The sequence below is a fragment of the Microbacterium sp. RURRCA19A genome (genome assembly GCF_900156455.1).
In the GTDB taxonomy this organism is placed as follows: domain Bacteria; phylum Actinomycetota; class Actinomycetes; order Actinomycetales; family Microbacteriaceae; genus Microbacterium.
The window spans coordinates 619,125-634,382 of sequence record NZ_FTNQ01000002.1; the positions used below are offsets into that span (position 1 = coordinate 619,125).

At 71.4% G+C, this 15,258-nt stretch carries 15 protein-coding genes; 10 read left to right on the forward strand and 5 right to left on the reverse strand.

Features of this window, described 5'->3' with window-relative positions; all coding sequences use genetic code 11:
* Positions 1-17: 17 nt before the first annotated feature.
* The 5 genes from BW982_RS10845 to BW982_RS10865 are packed head-to-tail and all read right to left on the reverse strand — an operon-like array spanning position 18 to position 4,683.
* Positions 18-989 (reverse strand): sugar phosphate isomerase/epimerase family protein, encoded by a 972-nt coding sequence (locus tag BW982_RS10845; protein ID WP_076493108.1) that lies wholly within the window; start codon positions 987-989, stop codon positions 18-20.
* A complete protein-coding gene (locus BW982_RS10850; RefSeq protein ID WP_076493109.1) occupies positions 986-1,945 on the reverse strand; it encodes a sugar phosphate isomerase/epimerase family protein in 960 nt (319 codons plus the stop codon). Before BW982_RS10850 ends, BW982_RS10845 begins: the two co-directional genes overlap by 4 nt.
* Positions 1,942-2,955: an apurinic/apyrimidinic endonuclease family protein gene (locus BW982_RS10855; RefSeq protein WP_076493111.1), complete on the reverse strand. Its 1,014-nt coding sequence runs from the start codon at positions 2,953-2,955 to the stop codon at positions 1,942-1,944. The genes BW982_RS10850 and BW982_RS10855 overlap by 4 nt, the downstream gene beginning before the upstream one ends.
* On the reverse strand, positions 2,952-3,365 hold the full coding sequence (locus BW982_RS10860; protein WP_076493112.1) for a hypothetical protein: 414 nt from the start codon (positions 3,363-3,365) through the stop codon (positions 2,952-2,954). Before BW982_RS10860 ends, BW982_RS10855 begins: the two co-directional genes overlap by 4 nt.
* 43 nt (positions 3,366-3,408) lie before the next feature.
* Positions 3,409-4,683, reverse strand: coding sequence for an ROK family protein (locus BW982_RS10865; RefSeq protein WP_076493114.1), 1,275 nt, complete (start codon positions 4,681-4,683; stop codon positions 3,409-3,411).
* A gap of 109 nt (positions 4,684-4,792) precedes the next feature.
* Between BW982_RS10865 and BW982_RS10870 the strand changes: the two genes are divergently transcribed.
* The 10 genes from BW982_RS10870 (at position 4,793) to BW982_RS10915 (ending at position 15,256) form a co-directional block, all read left to right on the forward strand.
* Positions 4,793-5,839: a Gfo/Idh/MocA family protein gene (locus BW982_RS10870; RefSeq protein WP_076493115.1), complete on the forward strand. Its 1,047-nt coding sequence runs from the start codon at positions 4,793-4,795 to the stop codon at positions 5,837-5,839.
* Complete coding sequence (locus tag BW982_RS10875) at positions 5,836-6,576, forward strand: hypothetical protein (protein WP_076493117.1); 741 nt, start codon at positions 5,836-5,838, stop codon at positions 6,574-6,576. Before BW982_RS10870 ends, BW982_RS10875 begins: the two co-directional genes overlap by 4 nt.
* A 105-nt stretch (positions 6,577-6,681) precedes the next feature.
* On the forward strand, positions 6,682-7,698 hold the full coding sequence (locus BW982_RS10880) for a VOC family protein (protein WP_076493118.1): 1,017 nt from the start codon (positions 6,682-6,684) through the stop codon (positions 7,696-7,698).
* 34 nt (positions 7,699-7,732) lie between these two features.
* Positions 7,733-8,680 carry a fumarylacetoacetate hydrolase family protein gene (locus BW982_RS10885; protein ID WP_076493120.1) on the forward strand — a complete coding sequence of 316 codons (948 nt, stop codon included), beginning with the start codon at positions 7,733-7,735 and terminating at the stop codon, positions 8,678-8,680.
* Positions 8,677-9,669 carry a cyclase family protein gene (locus BW982_RS10890; RefSeq protein WP_076493121.1) on the forward strand — a complete coding sequence of 331 codons (993 nt, stop codon included), beginning with the start codon at positions 8,677-8,679 and terminating at the stop codon, positions 9,667-9,669. Before BW982_RS10885 ends, BW982_RS10890 begins: the two co-directional genes overlap by 4 nt.
* A 30-nt stretch (positions 9,670-9,699) precedes the next feature.
* Entirely contained in the window at positions 9,700-10,833 is a 1,134-nt protein-coding gene (locus tag BW982_RS10895; RefSeq protein WP_076493123.1) for an FAD-dependent monooxygenase, read from the forward strand.
* Complete coding sequence (locus tag BW982_RS10900) at positions 10,830-11,855, forward strand: amidohydrolase family protein (RefSeq protein WP_076493124.1); 1,026 nt, start codon at positions 10,830-10,832, stop codon at positions 11,853-11,855. The genes BW982_RS10895 and BW982_RS10900 overlap by 4 nt, the downstream gene beginning before the upstream one ends.
* Complete coding sequence (locus BW982_RS10905; RefSeq protein WP_076493126.1) at positions 11,852-12,853, forward strand: fumarylacetoacetate hydrolase family protein; 1,002 nt, start codon at positions 11,852-11,854, stop codon at positions 12,851-12,853. Before BW982_RS10900 ends, BW982_RS10905 begins: the two co-directional genes overlap by 4 nt.
* Positions 12,850-13,626, forward strand: coding sequence for an SDR family NAD(P)-dependent oxidoreductase (locus BW982_RS10910; protein ID WP_076493127.1), 777 nt, complete (start codon positions 12,850-12,852; stop codon positions 13,624-13,626). The genes BW982_RS10905 and BW982_RS10910 overlap by 4 nt, the downstream gene beginning before the upstream one ends.
* A 130-nt stretch (positions 13,627-13,756) precedes the next feature.
* Positions 13,757-15,256 carry an MDR family MFS transporter gene (locus BW982_RS10915; protein ID WP_076493129.1) on the forward strand — a complete coding sequence of 500 codons (1,500 nt, stop codon included), beginning with the start codon at positions 13,757-13,759 and terminating at the stop codon, positions 15,254-15,256.
* Positions 15,257-15,258 lie beyond the last annotated feature (2 nt).

Below are 15,258 nucleotides of genomic sequence, written 5' to 3' on the forward strand. Positions count from 1 at the left end.
CGCCCGAGCCCCCCACCTCAGCCCAGCAGCGGCTGCAGCACCTTCTGCACGTACCAGCCGGCGACCATCGTGCTCTCGGCGGGGTGGGGGCTCTGGTCGGACTCCACGACGATCCAGCCGCGGTAGCCGTGCTCGGCGAGCGCGCCGACGAAGCCCTCGAAGTCCACCAGGGCGCGCTCGTCGCTCGGTTCGTAGAACCACCGCAGGATCCGGCGCGCGCCGCCCTCGGTGCGGATGAACTGCTCGGCGTGCGGCGTCGACGCCTCCGCGTCGTCCACGGTCTCGCGGGCGTCCTTCAGCTGCACGTGCACGACGCGGTCCGCGTACCGCCGGTACAGCGCGACGGGGTCGATCCCCGCGATCGCGTACTCCGCGGTGTCGATCGCGAGACCGACCTTCGCGGGGTCCGTGGCGGCGAGCAGGCGATGGATGCCATCCCCCAGGCGCAGCGCGGAGAGGAAGTCGACGTGCAGACCCAGCGCGATGCCGTCGGTCGCGATCGCCTCACCCACGGTGTTCCACAGGTTCGCCAGCACGCCGATCTGCTCGTCCGAGAGCGGCCCGGTCTGCCACGCCGACGGCGCAGCGCGCACCACCAGCACGTTGCCGCTCAGGCGGTGCACGGCATCCGCGAACCAGCGTGCGGTGCGGGTGATCTCGCCGACCGACGCCGGATCCAGGGGGTCGGGGCCGCGGCCCATCTCGACCTCGAAGCCGACGGAGGGGTCGTACACGTAGCTGCTGACGGCCTCGAGCGCGCACGCGGACAGCACCTCGCGGAACCCCTCGAGGGAGCCGTAGAGGTCGGCGATCTGCTGCGGTGTCCCGAGCGGCTCCCACGCGCCGAAGCTCACGGCCGTGAGCTCGACGCCCGAGAAGCCGCTGATCGACACGGTCTTGAACGCCCGCTCGTGCTCGCGTGTGCGGACGAAGGAGTCGATGTTCGTGTCCCACTGGTTGAGGGCGTAGGCCCAGCGCACGTCGCTCATCGCGCCGCCTCCTCGGTGTAGATGCCGTCCAGCACGTTCTTGGCGTACCAGCGCGAGATCGCGGTGCTCTCGGCGTAGTCGCCGCCGAGCTTGTCGGCTTTGTCGTGTTCGACGCTGATCCAGCCGGTGTACCCGTGGTCGCGGACCGAGCGCATCATCGCCTCGAAGTCGACGAGCCCTTCGTCGGTGCCCATCTCGTAGAACCACTTCTCGGTCGTCTTCGCCGAGACCTCGGCATCCGGGAACATCCGGTGGTCGTCGTTGACGTCCTTGTGGCGGGTGTCCTTGAAGTGGAAGCCCGTGACGCGCTCGTGGTGCTTCTCGTACACGGCGACCGGGTCGACGTCGGCGATGCAGTGCTGCGCGGTGTCGACGAAGAACTTCACATAGCGCGGGTCGGCGTAGGCGTAGAAGCGGTCGATCTGGTCGCGCGTGCGGATGCCGGCGTAGAACTCGTGGTGGCAGGTGAGGTTGACGCCGTACTGCTGCGTGAGCTCGCCGACCTTTCCCCAGATGTCGGCCGCGTGTTTGAGGCCGTCATCGGGCACGCCGGCCTCGTCGAAGTAGCGGGACCCGGGCATCACGATGATGTTGTCGAGTTGGATGCCGGACCACATGTCCAGCGTCCGCTGGAAGTCCTCGAGGATCGTGGCGTGGGTCGCGGGCACCTCGGGCGCGTAGCGGTCGGGGGAGTAGTAGACGCCGTGGAACGTGTTGACGATGCGCTCGAGGCCCTGCTCCTGCACGAACTCCTGGTAGTTGGCCACGGATCCGTACTGCTCGAAGATCTGCCAGATCCGGAAGTCGAACGTGTCGATGGCGTCGAACCCGACCGCCGCGACCTGCTGCAGGAAGCGCTTCATCGCGAGTCGCGACTGCCACTGGTCGTAGGGTCCGGCGGGGCCTTGGGCCCGCCAATGGTCCATGTAACTCCACTTGATGGGGCGGTCGGTCATGGTGTGCTCGCTTCCTGCGGGGGTGCGGATGGGTGACGGTCGGAGAGGATGCCGGCGGCCAGCGCGAGATGACGCGAGGTCATCTCCCACGGGTCGTCGTCGAGCCACTCCTGGCCGCCCCACTCACTGCAGAGCGTGCCGGTGAAGCCCGTCGCGGCGAGGGCGGTGCCCACGTCGCGGATCGGGTCGGAAAGTCGGTGGTCGGCGTCGTCGAGGTCCCAGAACTTCAGGTGCACCCCGCCGAGAAGGGGCAGGACGGATGCCACGTCGGCGATGTCCGAGCGCCCGAACCGCACGAGGAGGTTCATGTACAGCGTGTGCACGGGCCCGGGGACGCGGCCCGACCGCAGGTGGTCGATCACCGCGGCGTGCGTCTCGGCCTCGCGCCAGTGGTCTCGCAGCACGGCGACGAGCGCCGGGTCGAGGCCGCTCCGGGAGAGCGCGTCGAGGTAGGTCACGGGGAGCGCCGGCATCAGCATGCTGATGTCGAGCAGGAGACGGACGTGGGGACTGTCGATCTCGGCGATCCGCGCGTAGTCCGCGGGCAGAGCCGCGGGGGTCTGATGCCCCTGCGCTTCTTCGTACAGCACGAGGTCGAGCTCCTCGAGCAGCGGAACGGTGCGCTCGAGGATGCCACCCGCCTGCCCGAGCGGCAGGCGCACGCCGCGCGCGCCGAGCGCGGCGGAGGTGCGCAGTTGCGGCTCGAGGAAGGCCAGGCGTTCGTCCTCCGTACGTCGCCGGTGCCCGTCCCACTCGTCGATGCTCACGCCGACGATGCTCACCCGCCCGCCGGCCGCGTGGAGGCGGTCGCGCAGGGTGCGGGCCTCGTCGACGGTGGCTGCCGGGTAGCCCCGCCACAGCTGCCCGAGCTCCACCTCGATCTCGGACGCGAGGCCCCGCTCGACGAGCGTGAGGGCGAGGTCGGGGGCCGCGTGCTCGGCGCGCACCACCTCGGGCGTGAGGTTGAACGCGCTCGCCGAGAGGGTCCAGCCGTCGGGTGGGGCGTTCATGCGAGGCTCCCGACGTCGCGCGAGACACCCGTGGTCGGGGTCTCGGTGTCCAGTCGGCGAGTGAAGAAGAAGGGCAGGCGTAAGGGTCCATCGGGTCCGCCTTCGAGGTACGGAACCTCCAGCCGGAACGAGACCGACACCTCGTGGATGCCGGGGCTCGCGGCGTCCGGCAGGTGGAGGACCACGCGATCCTGCAGATGCCACCAGCGCGTGTCGGCCGTGAGGTCGCCGGGGTCGACGCGGCGGTCGCCCAGCATCACGGTCGGGGGAAGGGATCGCCCGTCGACGCGGACCTCGGGGTCGACGAGGCCGGCGAGCGGAAGCGACCGGATCCAGGGCAGGGACAGGCGGAGGGCGTACCCGTCGGGACGGGTGTGCAGCGCATCGTCGCGCAGCGCGGACAGGACCATAAGTCCTGAACCTACCGACTAATGTCGCAAATAGAAAGAAGTGTCAGACCGGAGCGGCCTCGCCGCGGATCGCCGCCAGCGTGGGACGTCCTTCCGCGAACCATCGGGGGAACACCGCCTCGAACAGCTGCTCGCGCGCGAGGTCCACTCCTCCGCGCACGGGCTCGCGGGCGTCGTTGACGCTCGTCACGATCGAGAGGTCGCGCGTGGCGAGCGGGAGCGACAGCTCGTACACGCGGTGGCGGACCTCGGCGAGGAAGAGCTCGCCGGCGGCCGCCACGGCCCCGCCGACGACGATCACGCTCGGGTTGAACATGTTCACCAGCGCCGCGATCGCCTCGCCGATCTGCCGCGCCGAGGCCTGGACGAGCGAGATCGCCAGCGCGTCACCCCGTTCGGCGGAACGGGAGATGTCCTCGGGGGCGAGCTCTTCGCCGGATGCGAGGATGTCGGCGAGCGCGCCGGTACCGCCCGCCGCGACGGCTTCGCGGGCGTCGCGGACGAGGGCCCAGCCGCCGGCGACGGCTTCGAGGCATCCGATCTTCCCGCACCGGCACTGGTGCTCCGAGCCGGGGACCCGGACATGGCCCATGTCGCCCGCGGCGCCGTTCGCCCCGCGGTGCAGTCGTCCGTGCGACACGAGCCCCGCGCCGATCCCCGTTCCGACCTTGCAGTAGATGAGGTCGGGGGTGGCCTCACGGCGGCGCGCGCGCTCGCCGGCCGCGAGCAGGTTGACGTCGTTGTCCACCCAGACCGGAGCCGAATAGCGCTCTTCGAACCGGGAGCGGACGTCGAAGTTGTTCCAGCCAGGCATGATCGGCGGGGCGACCGGCCGACCGGTCTCGAAGTCGACCGGGCCCGGGAGGCCCACGACCACGGCCCAGACCGCGGGGTTCCCGTCGGACTCGAGCAGTTCGTCGACCATCGCCGTGGCGATCGCCAGCGTCTCGTCGGGGCCGGCGGCGATGTCCCACACGCGGTGGGCTTCGGCGCGGATCTCGCCGTCGAGGTCGGTGACGCCCACGTGGATGTGCAGTCCACCGAGGGCGCACACGACGATCCGGCCGCGTTCGGAACGGAAGCGGAGCGTCCGCGGAGCCCGTCCCCCCGACGAGGGGGCGTACTCGGCGTCCTCGAGGAAGCCCATCTCGACCGCACGATCGACGCGCTGCGTCACGACGCCACGACCCAGTCCGGTGACGCGTCCGATTTCGGGGCGCGTCACCGCTTCTCCGAGTCGCACCATGTTGACGATCCGCAGCAGGCTCGTGACCTCGTCGGTCTGTGCGCCGAAGCGGAGCGTGGAGTCGTTGGCCATGCTCGATCTTCACACAAGGGAGCGGTTCCGTTCCCGGTTTCGCCCCATCTATGGTTCATTAGTCTCGAACTTCGGCACTATTCGGTCTGAAGTGGCGCGAAGGAGCGACATGACCTGGGGTGTGGGCATCATCGGGGCCGGTCCCGGCGTCGCGGCGTTGCACGCCCCGACTCTGGCGCGCACGGCCGGCGACTTCCGCCTGGTGCACGTGAGCGACGGCGGCAGCGGGCGCGCCGCCCTCATCGCGGAACGCTTCGGCGCGCGCTCCTCGACGGGTGTCGATGCCCTGCTCGCCGACCCCGAGGTCGAGATCGTCGCGGTCTGCAGCCCGCCCGACCAGCACGCCGCGCACGTGCGCGCGAGCCTCGCCGCGGGGCGCCGGGCCATCTTCTGCGAGAAGCCCCTGGCCACCACACTCGAGGATGCCGAGCGGATCGTCGCCGAGTGCGGCGACGCCGGCGCCCTCCTGGTCGTGGGCACGAATCACCTGTTCGATCCGGCGTGGTCGCGGGCCACTCACCACCTGCACGCCACCCGTGATCGGGTGCGGTCGGTGGCGGTCACCCTCTCGCTCGCGCCGAACGGGCGGTACCACGAGCTGGTCACGGGAGCCCCTCTGCCCGGGGCGCCCGGCCCCGCCCGACCGCCGATCGACCCCGACGACCGCGAGCGGAGTGCGTGGATCGTGCGGCAGTTGGTCGTCGGGCTGGCGGTGCACGATCTTCCGCTCGTGCGCGACCTGGTTCCGGATGCGACCGAGGTCGCGTGGGCGCGGCCGGTCGCCCCGATCGGGTTCGACCTCGCCCTGCGCTCGCCCGACGCGATCGTGCGCTTCACGGCCGTCATGGGTTCCGACGGCGCGGACTCGCTGTGGTGCGTGAACGTCGCGACCGACGGCGCCCGCCTCGAGGTGGAGTTCCCGCCCCCGTTCGTGCACGCGGGCAGTGCCCGCACCACGGTGCGCGACGGGCGCGGCATCCAGACCGTGTATCCGATCGACCGGCGCGACGGGTACGACGCGGAGTGGCGTGCGCTGGCGGCGCTGCTCCGCGGCGAGACGGCGATGGAGTACGACGAGCTGCGCGCGGATGCCGCGTTCGTCATCGCCGTGGCCGACGGTGCGGCCGCCGCTGTCCGGGCGGGGGTGGCGGTATGACCGTGATGGGGGTGTGGACCGATCTCGCCGCCTACCGGGCGGCGGTCGCCGAGCTCGCACCCCTGATGCGTTCGGCGGATGCCGATGAGCCCGGCATCCTGCGGGTCGTCGACGGCCGCGGTGCGTGGTGGGACCGTCTGGAGCGGCTGACCGACACCGTCGGGGTCGTCGTGGATGAACCGCAGCCGGCTCCCGCCTCCGCGCACGAGCGGTTGCGCGCGCTGGGGATCCCCGTGGTCGTGGCCCGGCGCCGCCTGCGCGCGGATGTCGTGGCGACGGTCGTCTCGGTGACGGCAGCGCACGTCGTGGTCGATGCGTGGGGAGCCCCCGCGGAGGCGGCGACGCTGTTGCGGGACGCCGTGGGGTGGGGGCGCGTGCTCGCCGGCGGCCCGCTCGCCCGCGTCGCCCACGTGGCGACGCCGACGGCGGACACGCTCGCGCTCACCCGCGACGGGGTCGGCGTCAGCGTCACGCGGGCACGGGGTGGGGCGGGGGTGGGCGACGCGCTGACGGCCGTCGCGCTCGGACCGCGGCGCGTGGAGGTGCGGACCGACTCCGCCGCGGCGACGATCCATGTCGAGATCGCCGATGCCGAGGGTCGGCGGATCGCCGCTCCGCGACGGGAGGCGGCCGAGCGTGTGGCCCTCCGGCGGCTGCGGGATGCCGTCCACGCCGGTATGCGTCCGGGCGATCTCGACGAGCTGGCCCACGACGACGGCATCCTCGGGGTGGAATAAGCGACGTCGATGCTTGGCATCCACAGGATCGGCTTCCCTGATACCGACTTCGGTCGGATAGTGGAAGAAGAGTCGGAACGGCCCGATTCACCGAAAGGATCGAAGATGATCAAGCTTCTCTCGCACCTGTCCTTCGTTGCGATCACGACGCCCGATGTCGATGCCTCGGTGGACTTCTACGTCAACCAGGTGGGTCTGACCGAAGTCGCGCGCGAGGACGACCGCGTCTACCTGCGCTGCTGGGGCGACTACTACTCCTACTCCGTCGTGGTGGTCCGCGGCGACGAGCCGGCGCTGGAGACCATGGCATGGCGCACCTCGTCGGCCGAGGCGCTCGAGGTGGCCGCGAAGCGGGTCGAAGCGACCGGCATTCAGGGCGAGTGGTTCGAAGGCCGCGGCATCGGCCGCGCCTACCGCTTCACCGGGCCGTTCGGCCACAACATGACGCTGCACTGGGACGTCGAGCGCCACCGCGCCGAGCCCCACACCGCGTCGATCTTCCCCGACCGTCCCGAGAAGCGCAGCTCTGTCGCCGGCGCCCCGCGCCAGCTCGACCACGTCACCGTCGCCACGAAGGACGTGGACGCGTTCGTGCAGTGGTACGTCGACACGCTGGGCTTCCGCTTCATGGCCCGCACCGTGCTCGACGAGGCCCCGATCTCGGTGTTCTCGGTGCTGACCACGAACGAGAAGTCGCACGACCTCGGTGTCGTCCTCGACGGCTCGACCCGCGCCGGCCGCATCAACCACTACGCGTTCTGGGTCGACACCCGCGAAGAGCTGCTCATCGCCGCCGACACCCTCATGGAGAACGGCATCCCGATCGAGTACGGCCCGAACATCCACGGCATCGGCGAGCAGACGTTCCTCTACTACCGCGAGCCCTCGACGCTGCGCATCGAGCTGAACACCGGCGGCTACCGCAACTACGTCCCCGACTGGGAGGCGAACACCTGGAAGCCCTCACTCGGGTCGAACAACCTGTACCGCAACGGCGCCATGCCCATGTCGATGACCGAGTCCTTCCCGCCCGCCGACGGCCCCAGCGCCACGGAGGAGGGCGTGCCCGACGAGATCAAGGACGCCCTGCTGAACCCGTACGCCGTCCAGGGCCGGGGCTGAGCGTCGATCCCGGTCGGGGAGAGTGAGCACCACCATGACCACCGCACCTTTCGCCCTCGCGCGCTTCCGAGACGGGGATGCCGTGCACGTCGGCCTCGTGGCCGACGACCGCATCCGCGCGCTCTCCGACGACGAGCTGGGCGGTGGCCTGAACACGTTCCTCGCCGACCCCGACTGGGATCGCCTCGAAGCCCTGATCGCGGCGCCGGGGGAGTGGCATCCGCTCGCCGACGTCACACTCACCGCCCCCGTCGAGCCCCGTCAGGTGCTGCAGACCGGCGCCAACTATCGCCAGCACGTGATCGAGCTCGTCGCGGCGGGGCTGACGCAGAACACCGACCGCACGCCCGAGGAGGCGCGCGCCTTCGCCGCCGACATGATGGACGAGCGCGCGCGCAGCGGCGAGCCGTACTTCTTCATCGGCCTCACCGCGTGCGTGGTGGGCGACGACGTCCCGCTCGTGCTGCCGGGCTCCAGCGAGGTCCACGACTGGGAGCTCGAGCTCGCCGTCGTGATCGGTCGCGAGGCGTTCCGTGTCTCGCGCGAGGAGGCGCTCGACCACGTCGCCGGATACACCATCGTCAACGACATCACCACGCGCGACCTCGTGTTCCGCAAGGACATGAAGGAGATCGGCACCGACTGGTACCGCGCGAAGAACGCGCCCGGGTTCCTGCCGACAGGGCCCCTCCTCGTCCCCGCGCGGTTCGTCGACCCCGCCGACACCCCGGTGCGTCTCGAGCTCAACGGGCAGGTGATGCAGGATGCCTCGACCTCCGACCTCCTGTTCGACGTGCCGGCGCTCGTCTCCGCGGCATCCCAGACCCACCCGCTGCTTCCGGGCGACCTGCTGCTGACCGGCAGCCCCGCGGGCAACGGGCAGCACTGGAAGAGGTTCCTGCGGGACGGCGACGTCATGACGGGGACGATCGGCGCGCTCGGCACGCAGGTCGTGCGCTGCGTCGCGGAGGAGACGGCGTGAGCGCGCCGTCGGAGAACCCCGCCGACCTCGACCGGCAGAATCCCGAGGCCGAGATCGCCGCACGCGCCGAGGCCTACCGTAATTGGGGGCGGTGGGGCGACGACGACGTGCTCGGCACCCTCAACTTCATCGACGACGACATCCGTCGCGAAGCGGCCGCACTCGTGCGCGAGGGGCGTTCGATCTCCCTGTCGCAGCCGTTCGACACCGACGGGCCCCAGAAGGGGTGGCGCAGGCGCACCAACCCGGTGCACACGATGACCGACACGGGAACGGATGCCGAGCGCGGGAATCAGGGCTTCCCGCACGGCATCGGCGGCGCCGACGACGTCATCGCGATGCCCCTGCAGTGCTCGACCCAGTGGGACGGCCTCGGGCACATCTTCGACCACGGCTTCGCCTGGAACGGTCGCCGCGCGGGCGACGTCGTCACCAGCGACGGCGACCTCGTCACCGGTATCGAGCACGCGGCATCCGTGATCGTCTCGCGCGGCGTGCTGCTGGATGTGGGGCGTCACCTCGCCCCCGAGTCCGGTGAACTCGCCGACGGTCACGCGATCACCGTCGCCGACCTCGAGGCGTGCGCCACCGCCGAGGGAGTGCAGGTGCGCCGCGGCGACATCGTGCTGGTGCGCACCGGCCACTACACGCGCGCGCGCCGCGAGGGGTGGGGCGACTACGCGGGTGGTCCGGCTCCCGGTCTCTCCCTCACGACGGCCGGGTGGCTGCACCGCACCGAGATCGCCGCGATCGCCACCGACACCTGGGGATTCGAGGTGCGCCCCAACGAGTTCGACGTGCCCGCGTTCCAGCCGCTGCACCAGGTCGTCATCCCCAACATGGGCCTGACGATCGGCGAGATGTGGAATCTCGACGCGCTCGCCCAGGCCTGCGCGGATGCGCGACGCTGGGAGTTCCTGCTCGCAGCGCCGCCGCTGCCGATCACCGGGGCCGTCGGTTCGCCGGTGAACCCCCTGGCTCTTCTCTAGACCCCCGTCCCAGAACAGAGAGGTTCTGACATGACCGCCGTTCAGAAAGTCGCGATCGCCGGAGCCGGCGTCGCGGGCCTGGCCACCGCCATCTTCCTCGCGAAGGCCGGTGTCGAGGTCGATCTCTACGACGCCCAGCCCGCGCTCACGACGCGCGGCTCGGGCATCACGCTGCAGGGCAATGCGCTCCGCGTGTTCGACGAGCTCGGCGTGTGGGACGAGGTCGCCGCCGCCGGCAAGGCGTTCGAGGGTCTCAACCTCCGAGCCCCCGGCCCCGGTGCGCCGGTGGTCGCCGCGCTCCCCGACCTCAAGACCGGGGGCCCCGACTACCCGTCCACGATGGGCATGTCGCGCCCCGACCTGGCGCGGATCCTCCTCGCCGCGGCGGAGCGCCACGGCGCCCGCGTGCACTTCGGTCGGCGTGTGACCGGCCTGTCGCAGACCCACGACGGCGTCGCGGTCGAGGTCGACGGTGCTCCGGCGGGCACGTTCGATCTCCTCGTCGGTGCCGACGGTCTGCACTCCGCGGTGCGCGGGATGATCGGCATCCAGGTCTCTCCGGAGCAGACGGGTATGGGCATCTGGCGCACGTTCGTGTCGCTCCCGCCCGACGTCGACCGCAGCGAGCTGTACTACGGCGGGCCGATGTACATCGCCGGCTACACGCCCACGGGTGACGACACGATGTACGCGTTCCTCGTGGAGGCGGCGCAGGACCGCTCGCAGGTCTCTCCGGAAGAGGCCCGGCGCATCATGGTCGAGCAGTCGCGGGCCTACGACGGGCCGTGGAACCACATCCGCGCCGACATCGAGGCGGGAGCGGACGCCAACTACACCTGGTTCACGCGACACCTCGTCGAGGCGCCGTGGAACCGCGGCCGCGTCGTCGTCATCGGCGACGCCGCCCACAGCTGCCCTCCCACGATCGCGCAAGGAGCGGCCCAGGGGCTCGAGGACGCGGCCGTGCTGAGCGAGCTCCTCGTCGAGCGGGATGCCGTCGACGCGGCGCTGTGGGACGCCTTCCACGAGCGCCGCGTGGCGCGGGCGAAGGCGATCGTCGACGCGTCGGTGCAGCTCGGACAGTGGCAGCTCGACGGCGTCCGCGACGCCGACATGGGCGGCCTCATGTTCGGTGTGGCACAGCTCACGGCGGCCCGCGCGTGAGCGCCGTCCCGGGGCACGACGTCACCGACGTCCACGCCCACCTCCTCATGCCCGGGCTCCACGCCGAGGTCGAGCGGCGCGTGCCCGACGAGGTGCAGGCCGCGGCCGACCTCGAGCTGCGCCGCAACGGGCTCGCGAGCCTGCAGGCGTCGGGCCGCATGATCGGCGAGCGCTTCCCGCGGCTGACCTCGGTCGAGGCGCGCCTGGCCGCGATGGACGCGCAGGGCGTCGACCGTCAGTGGGTCAGCCCTTCGCCCAACCACTTCTACCCGTGGGCGGGTGAGGGGCTGGCGACGTGGGCGACCGGCGAGACCAACCGCCTCATCGCCGAGCACGTCGCCCTGGCGCCCGACCGCCTCGTGGGCCTCGGCACGGTGCCGCTCCAGCACCCGCACCTCGTGGTCGACGCGCTCGACGACGCGGTGCTCGGGCGCGGGCTCGCGGGCGTGGAGATCTCGTCGTTCGCGGGCGACGTCGAGCTCAGCGACGAACGGCTCGAGCCGTTCTGGGCGCGCGCCGCGGAACTGCGCGCCGTGGTGTTCCTGCACCCCTTCGGCTGCTCGCTCGACGAGCGTCTCGACCGGTTCTACCTGTCGAACACCGTCGGGCAGCCCACCGAGAACGCCGTCGCACTCTCGCACCTCATCTTCGCGGGCGTGCTGGACCGGCATCCGGGTCTGCGTCTCATCGCCGCGCACGGCGGCGGGTACCTCCCCACCGCCATCGGTCGCTCGGACCGCGCGTGGAGGGTGCGTCCCGAGGCGCACGGCTGCGCCACGGCGCCGTCGAGCTACCTGTCGAAGCTGTGGTTCGACACCGTCGTGCACGACGAGCGCGCCCTGCGGTGGCTCGTCGAGGTGGCGGGTGCCGACCGGGTGCTGCTGGGCAGCGACTTCCCGTTCGACATGGGACTCGACGACCCCGTGGGGTTCGTCCGCGGCGCGGGAATCGCCGAGGCCGACGCCGCCTCGATCCTGGGGGGCAACGCCGAGGCGCTGCTGCGCACGCGGGTGCACGCGTGAGGGTCGCGCGCTGGGTCGACGGCGCCGATGTGGGCGAAGGGTTCGTCGTCGGTTCCGAGGTCGTGCCGTTCCCCGATGGGCTGCGGGTGGCCGAGGTGCTCGCGCAGGGTCTCGCTGCTGCGTCGGCACTGTACGAGCGTCGGTATGCGGCCACGGCGCGGCCGCTGTCCGGCGTCCGCCTGCTCGCCCCGCTCGTGCCGGCCTCGATCCGTGACTTCGTCGCGTTCGAGGAGCACGTCGAAGGGGTGAGCGCATCGGTCGACGGCAAGAGCGAGGTCGTGCCCGAGTGGTACGAAGCCCCGACGTTCTACTTCACCAACCCGCACACGGTCCGCGCGACGGGCGACGTCGTGACGATCCCCGAGACTCAGCGCCTCGACGTCGAGCTGGAGCTGGCCGCGGTCATCGGCGGGGTGGCCGGGTCGGACGGGGAGAACCTGGATGCCACGGCCGCCGACGCCCACATCTTCGGCTACACCGTGATGAACGACTGGTCGGCGCGCGACCTGCAGTCGCGGGAGATGAAGGTGCGGCTCGGGCCCGCGAAGGGCAAGGACTTCGCGATGACGCTCGGACCGTGGATCGTCACGGCCGACGAGCTCGCACCGTTCGTGGACACCGACGGATTCCTCGCGGTGCGCGCCGAGCTGTACGTCAACGACGAGCTGATCGGCGAGGACCTCGTGTCGAACATGGGCTGGCCGTTCCCCGAGCTGGTGGCGTACGCCGCGCGGAACTCCATCGTCGTGCCGGGCGACGTGCTCGGCTCGGGCACGGTCGGCAACGGCGGGTGCCTCGGCGAGCTGTGGGGGCGTCGTGGATCGTTCGACCCGCGGCCGCTCGAGCCCGGCGACGAGGTGCGCATGGTGATCGAGGGCGTCGGCGAGATCGTCAACGTCGTCGGGGAACGCGTACCCGCCCCGGAGCTGCCGCGGGCGCGGGTGCGTTCGCGCGCGCGGCACCGCGCCGACGTCGCGGGATCCCCGGCCGGGCGATGACGGACCTGCGCCTGCCGGGCATCGAGGGTCACCTGTTCGTCGTGACGGGGGCCGGAGGCGGTCAGGGGGCGGAGGAGGCGCTGACGCTCGTCGCCGCCGGGGCCGACGTCATCGCCGTCGACCTGGCCGACGACGCTCCCGAGATGCGCGAGCGCGCGGCGCCTCTCGCGGGCTCGCTCGAGTACCGGCGCCTCGACGTCGCATCCGAGGGGGACTGGGCCGCGCTCGCTCACTCCCTCGACGGCCGGCGCGTGCGCGGTATCGTCAACAACGCCGGCATCACGCATCGCGCCCGCATCGGCGAGCTCGACCGCGCCGACTGGGACCGTGTGTTCGCCGTCAATGTCACGGGCGCGATGCTCGGCATCCAGGCTCTTCTTCCTCTCATGGATGCCGGCTCCTCGATCGTCAACATCGGATCGGTGGCGGGACTCACCGGGCATTACACGGCGGCGTACACGGCGAGCAAGTGGGCGCTGCGGGGACTCACGCACGCGAGTGTGACGGAACTCGGGCCCCGCGGCATCCGGGTGAATCTCGTGCATCCGGGCTTCATCCGCACCCCGATGACCGCGTCGGCATCGCCCGTGTTCGCGGAGGCGAACAGCGCGATCATTCCGCTGCACCGGGTCGGCGAGGCGACCGAGGTCGCCGACGTGGTCGCGTTCCTCCTCTCGGATGCCGCGGCGTTCCTCACCGGTGCGGAGATCGGCGTCGACGGCGGCCAGGCGCTGTCGGGGGCGGCGACCGTGCTCTCGGACGCCCTCCGCTAATGTTGAAAATCGACATAAGTCGGGTATGATCGTCGTGACGTCGGGGCCCATCGGGTCCGTTCGCCCGGTGAGGGAGCCGGAGCGGCACATACGGTCGCGTCGATCGCCCGGTCGTACGGGCGCCCCACGCATGACTCTCTCTCCCGCACGCGTCCGCATCCTCGTGGCCGCCCTCCTGGTGGTGTCGTTCCTCGGCGCCCTCGACCACACCGTGGTCTCGACCTCGCTCGCCACGATCGCCGGCGACCTCGGCGCGCTCGAGCACATGAGCTGGATCATGGTCGGCTACACCCTCGCCGCCACCGTGATGCTGCCGGTGCTCGGCAAGCTCGCCGACGTCATCGGACCGCGGAGCGTGTTCCTCGTGTCCCTCGGGCTGTTCCTCGTCGCCTCGCTGGGGTGCGGGTTCGCCCCCGACCTCGGCTGGCTGGTCGCCGCCCGAGTGGTGCAGGGTCTCGGTTCCGCGGGACTGCAGCTCATGTCGCAGACGATCATCGCCCGCGTCACGAGTCCCCGTCAGCGGCCGCGCTACATGTCGATCATCGGCGCCGCCTTCCCGATCGCGATCGTCGTGGGACCCGTGGTCGGCGGTCTCATCACCGACTTCTGGGGTTGGTCGTGGGTGTTCTGGATCAACATCCCGGTCGGTGTCGCCGCGCTCGCGCTCGCCCTCGTCGCCCTCCCGCGCCTCCCGGGCGGGGCCCGGCCGCGCTTCGACATCGCCGGCTCGACCGTCTTCACCGGGACCCTCGTCGCCCTCGTCCTCGCCGTCACCTGGATCGGCGACGACGCCCTGCGCCCCGCGGCGCTGGTCTGCGCCGCCGGGACGGCGGTCGGCATCCTCGCCCTCGTGGCGGTCGAGCGGCGTGCCGCCGAGCCGATCCTCCCCCCGCGCATCCTGCGACACCGCACGATCCTCGTGTGCCTCGGTCTGTCGCTGGTCGTGGGCGCGGGACTGTTCGCGATCGTGGCGTACGTGCCCACCTACATCCAGATGGCGTATCGCACGACCGCGACCGTCTCGGGGCTCGTGCCCATCGCGACCGTTCTCGGCATGCTCGTCAGCACCCTGCTCACCGGGTGGCTCGTGAGCCGGTCGGGACGCTACCGCGCGTACCCGGTGATCGGCACGGTCCTCGCCGCCGCCGGACTCACCGCCATGGCGGTGCTGCCGGTGGACGCACCCCTGTGGGCGCCGATGGTCGTCATGGCCGTCGTCGGCATCGGCACGGGTGCGTTCACGAACCTCATCTTCGCCGTCGTCCAGAGCGCCGCCGCCCCGTCCGACCTGGGCGCCGTCACGGCGACGACGAACCTCGTGCGCCAGATCGGCTCCGCCGTGGGAACCGCGATCGTCGGCGGCATCGTCGGCTTCGGTGTCGCGGCGAACCTCCCGATCGGCCTGGATGCCGACACCCTCACGCCCGCCGTGGCCCGGGCCGCGGCCGAGAGCGTGCGCGATGAGATCGCCGCCGTCTACCACGACGTCTTCGCCCCGGTGTTCCTCGGCCTCGCGGTCGTGTACGTGGGCGGGATCGTCCTCGCGCTGCTCCTGCCCGCGGGACGCCTCTCCGACGAGGCCCCCGCGTCCGCCCCCGCCCGGTCGGCCGCCGACCGCCAGCCCGCCTGATC